The organism is Pseudanabaena sp. 'Roaring Creek' (genome assembly GCF_001402795.1).
GTDB lineage: Bacteria > Cyanobacteriota > Cyanobacteriia > Pseudanabaenales > Pseudanabaenaceae > Pseudanabaena.
This window is the reverse complement of the sequence record NZ_LIRE01000485.1, coordinates 1-3,622: the sequence shown is the minus strand read 5'-3', so window position 1 is coordinate 3,622 and position 3,622 is coordinate 1. Positions and strand designations below refer to the sequence as shown.

The following is a 3,622-nucleotide window of genomic DNA, read 5'->3' as shown; positions in this document are numbered from 1 at the left end:
TGGTTAATTTTGGCTGCTGCCGACTTACCATTTTTAGTGATTTGTTCTAGTTTTTGGCGTTCTTCTTCGGTTAATGTCACTTTGTATCGTTTTGCTGACATACCTTTTTCCTTACTATTTTCTGTCCCTTTATTTTACCCGCCAAATTATCTTTGACTGTCTACTAGGAAGCAATTCTAAAAGCTATTAATTCTCAAAGTAATGTTGCGTATCTCAAAGAAACAGATATTTTGTGGTATTGCTGGATGTGCAGTATTTCTCTTTCTGGGAAGTACGTATGGTAAATGGGAATTGCTAACTTTGCTACAAGGTAAGCAAGTTGACTCCCTTCTCCGCGCAAACTCAAACGAATGGATGCTGCCCCCACAGTTCTCCAAAGTGATTGAGTATAATGACCAACGAATTGTTGCATTTATGATTGAAACAGGTGGACAAGACATGTTGGTTGAGTTTCAAAAGAATTCACAGGGAGATTGGAAGCTGTCTCGTAGCGCTTGGTGTACTGTTGCGAATGGAACCCCAGGTTGCTTCTTCCCCTGGTATTCTCTCAGAGGATTGGGACAGGCGGTAACATATGGTTGTTCAAGAAAATGTTTTACCCCTTAAGCGGAAGCAGGATTTATCGGAGACTATTGCGATAGAGAATGGGTAGCTAACAATCCGCTTGTACACCGACCGCATTGAATATGAAAGATTGCTAGCGGCGTGTCAAACTAGGCATTATGCCAAATTGATAAGCCCGTCAAAAATGATTTGCTTCGTTGATGAGTACTGAGAAGTTATCGATGATTTGCCAAGGATAGGTAATTGTGAGATGATCGCCTAGAACTCACGCCTCACAGTATTAGCGATCGCCTTTTCTAGCACTTCCAAATAATCAAAGTTCTATTTTCCAATTCTGGATTTTAACCATCTTCTTGATCATTATCTGGCTCGTCTAGAAGTCCTAATCTCAGTAATTTTTTAGCAAGAGCGTATACGTCCTGCTTACTGCCATCCTTCCGCATCCCTAAAGATACAACCATTACAGTAACTTGAGATTGCTCGATCGCATAAATGATGCGATATCTTTGTCCAACAGCACGCACACTGTAATAACCATCTAGTTCACCAATTAATGGTTTCCCTTGTATTTCAGGAGATTCTTGGAGCTTGTCGATGCGATCGCTGATTTTTTGACGGATGCGGCGATCGCTGATTTCTTTCAATAACCTCAAAGCTGTAGGCTGAATGACGATACGATACATTACAAATCCAATTCTCGCTTAGCTGATTCCCAATCTATTCCCTGTGCTGATTTTGCCTCGGTAATCCCTTGACGCAAGTTAGTCATGAGGTTCACATCACCAAGTATTTCCAAGGTTTCGAGTATTGCTTCGTAATGTTGCCATGTCATCACAGCAAGGACAGGCTTGCCTCTGCGAGTAATTGCAAGTGTACCGCCTTGCTGGGTAAGTTTTTCAGGTAATGAAGTTAACTCGTGCCTTGCTTCAGTAATAGGAATATTGGACAACATTGTTTTTTAATCCATCTGTACATCTAAGTGTACATCTAAATACTGAACAGCGATCTCCTATCCTCATTTGTTTGGTTGTCAAATATAGCGATCGCCTAAAAATTACGACTCATAGTAATCGCGATCGCAATATCGCAAACCCTTTAGCGGATCGATAATTCAGGCGATCGCCCTTGACTTCAAGTATGAATCTATTGTTAAACTAGAGTCCCAAGATCTTTGGTAAATTGGCGATAGCTCGTTTAAATGCTTCGTTATTACCCAAACATCTAGATACAATCAACGCTCCTTCAATCTGGCCGATCGCATCTTCCGCATTACAGCGAGCGACTTTTGCATCTTGTCCTGCCTCAACTAGCACCTCTGCCAATGCATCGATCCACGCAGACAGAGTTTGCTGAAGTGCAGGTTGAAATAGAGGTTGGGCTTCCCCAAATGATAGAAGCTCTAGGAAGCAAGACGAACGACCGTTGTTGTAAAACAGATCGAGGGTTTTGCCCATGGCACGAATCCGATCTAAGGGTTTGCCCTTTCCTTGCAGGGGGGTTAATAAATTTGCTTCTAAATTTGCATAGAGGCGATCGAGGACAGTTGCTGCCATTTCCTCTTTACCCTTAGGGAAATAATGGTACAAACTCGCCCTACCCAGCCCAGTAGCTTCCGAAATCTTAGAAAGCGATGCGCCTTCATATCCATGATGGCGAAATACATCACTTAACTTAGCAATCACCGCATCTTTAGACATTTAATTCCCTCTCATTGATGATTAAAAGGCAAGCCCCTTTGATAATTTAATTCGGAGGCATATTTGCAAGCAAGCTTTTTGTCTAGGTTTAGCTATTGGCTTAGCAACACCTATTCACATATCATACCAAATGTTCGGTATGCAAAATCAAAGCCGAAGAAGAGAAGGTTAGCGCAAGCGCTAACCTTCTCTTCTTCGGCTTTGATTTTGCGGCTTGAGAGATCCCATCGTCAAAGCCCTGAATCCCCATTGCCATAAAAAATCAAAAAAATATTGACAGTATACCGATCGTTCGGTATTATAAATTGTGTTGAACGATCGGTACAAAAACAAATCTTAAGGTTACTTCCATGACTACTTACAACAATATCGCCATTGATGGTTTGAATATCTTTTATCGTGAAGCTGGTGCAAAGGAAAAACCTGCAATCGTCTTACTGCATGGATATCCCGCTTCTTCTCATATGTATCGGGATTTGATGAACGACTTGTCCGACCAATTTCATTTGATTGCTCCCGACTATCCAGGCTTTGGCAATAGCGAAACACCAGCGATCGACAAATTTGCCTATACCTTCGATCGCCTCGCTGAAATTACCGAACGCTTTCTTCAGGAGCTAGGATTAAATCGCTTCAGTCTTTACGTGCAGGATTACGGTGCGCCAGTCGGTTTTAGAATTGCATCTCGACATCCTGAATGGATTCAATCCCTGATCGTCCAGAATGGTAATGCCTACGAAGAGGGTTTGACTCCAGCTTGGCAAGCTTTTCGCGATCTGTGGAGCGATCGCAGCGAAGCAACAGAAGCGCCAGTGCGGGGATTTCTGGCGCGGGATACAACCGTATTCTTCTACACTGCTGGTACTAGATCGGCTGAGAATATCAACCCCGACAACTGGAATCTCGACCAAGCCTTTTTAGACCGTCCCGAAAACGCTGCTGCTCAAATGGAATTGTTTTACGACTATCGTGCCAACTTGGAGCGCTACCCTCAATGGCATGAATACTTCCGTACCCATCAACCGCCAACGCTGATCGTATGGGGTAAGAACGATCCGTTCTTTGGTTCGGAGGGAGCGATCGCCTTTCAACGGGATCTTCCGAATGCCGAGATCCACCTTCTCGATACGGGACATTTTGCGTTAGAAGAAGAAAGAGAAGCGATCGCATCCCATATCCGCCGATTTCTACCAGCCAATATTACACTTCAAGTATAGCTACAGTCACTGGAATTAGGACACATTAAAACCCAAGAATTAATTGGCGGCGCAAAGCGCCGCCAATTAATTCTTGGGTTTTGATGTTCTATTACACTTGGCGACAGCTATAAATAATGGTAATGATTTACTATACCCCAAAGC

Annotated in this window: 4 protein-coding genes; 1 reads left to right on the top strand and 3 read right to left on the bottom strand. The window is 43.1% G+C overall.

Features of this window, described 5'->3' with window-relative positions:
* Positions 1–905: 905 nt before the first annotated feature.
* The 3 genes from AC805_RS15310 to AC805_RS15300 all read right to left on the bottom strand — a co-directional run bounded on the left by AC805_RS15310 (position 906) and on the right by AC805_RS15300 (position 2,261).
* On the bottom strand, positions 906–1,247 hold the full coding sequence (locus tag AC805_RS15310) for a type II toxin-antitoxin system RelE/ParE family toxin (protein WP_055076225.1): 342 nt from the start codon (positions 1,245–1,247) through the stop codon (positions 906–908).
* Positions 1,247–1,516, bottom strand: coding sequence for a type II toxin-antitoxin system Phd/YefM family antitoxin (locus AC805_RS15305; protein WP_055076224.1), 270 nt, complete (start codon positions 1,514–1,516; stop codon positions 1,247–1,249). Before AC805_RS15305 ends, AC805_RS15310 begins: the two co-directional genes overlap by 1 nt.
* A gap of 202 nt (positions 1,517–1,718) precedes the next feature.
* Positions 1,719–2,261 carry a TetR/AcrR family transcriptional regulator gene (locus AC805_RS15300; RefSeq protein ID WP_055076223.1) on the bottom strand — a complete coding sequence of 181 codons (543 nt, stop codon included), beginning with the start codon at positions 2,259–2,261 and terminating at the stop codon, positions 1,719–1,721.
* A gap of 350 nt (positions 2,262–2,611) precedes the next feature.
* Between AC805_RS15300 and AC805_RS15295 the strand changes: the two genes are divergently transcribed.
* Positions 2,612–3,478: an alpha/beta fold hydrolase gene (locus AC805_RS15295; RefSeq protein ID WP_055076222.1), complete on the top strand. Its 867-nt coding sequence runs from the start codon at positions 2,612–2,614 to the stop codon at positions 3,476–3,478.
* The last annotated feature ends 144 nt before the right edge of the window (positions 3,479–3,622 follow it).

Coding starts and splice junctions, on each gene's coding strand:
- AC805_RS15310 (WP_055076225.1), bottom strand. CDS start 1,247: ATGTATCGTATCGTCATTCAGCCTACAGCTTTGAGGTTATTGAAAGAA.
- AC805_RS15305 (WP_055076224.1), bottom strand. CDS start 1,516: ATGTTGTCCAATATTCCTATTACTGAAGCAAGGCACGAGTTAACTTCA.
- AC805_RS15300 (WP_055076223.1), bottom strand. CDS start 2,261: ATGTCTAAAGATGCGGTGATTGCTAAGTTAAGTGATGTATTTCGCCAT.
- AC805_RS15295 (WP_055076222.1), top strand. CDS start 2,612: ATGACTACTTACAACAATATCGCCATTGATGGTTTGAATATCTTTTAT.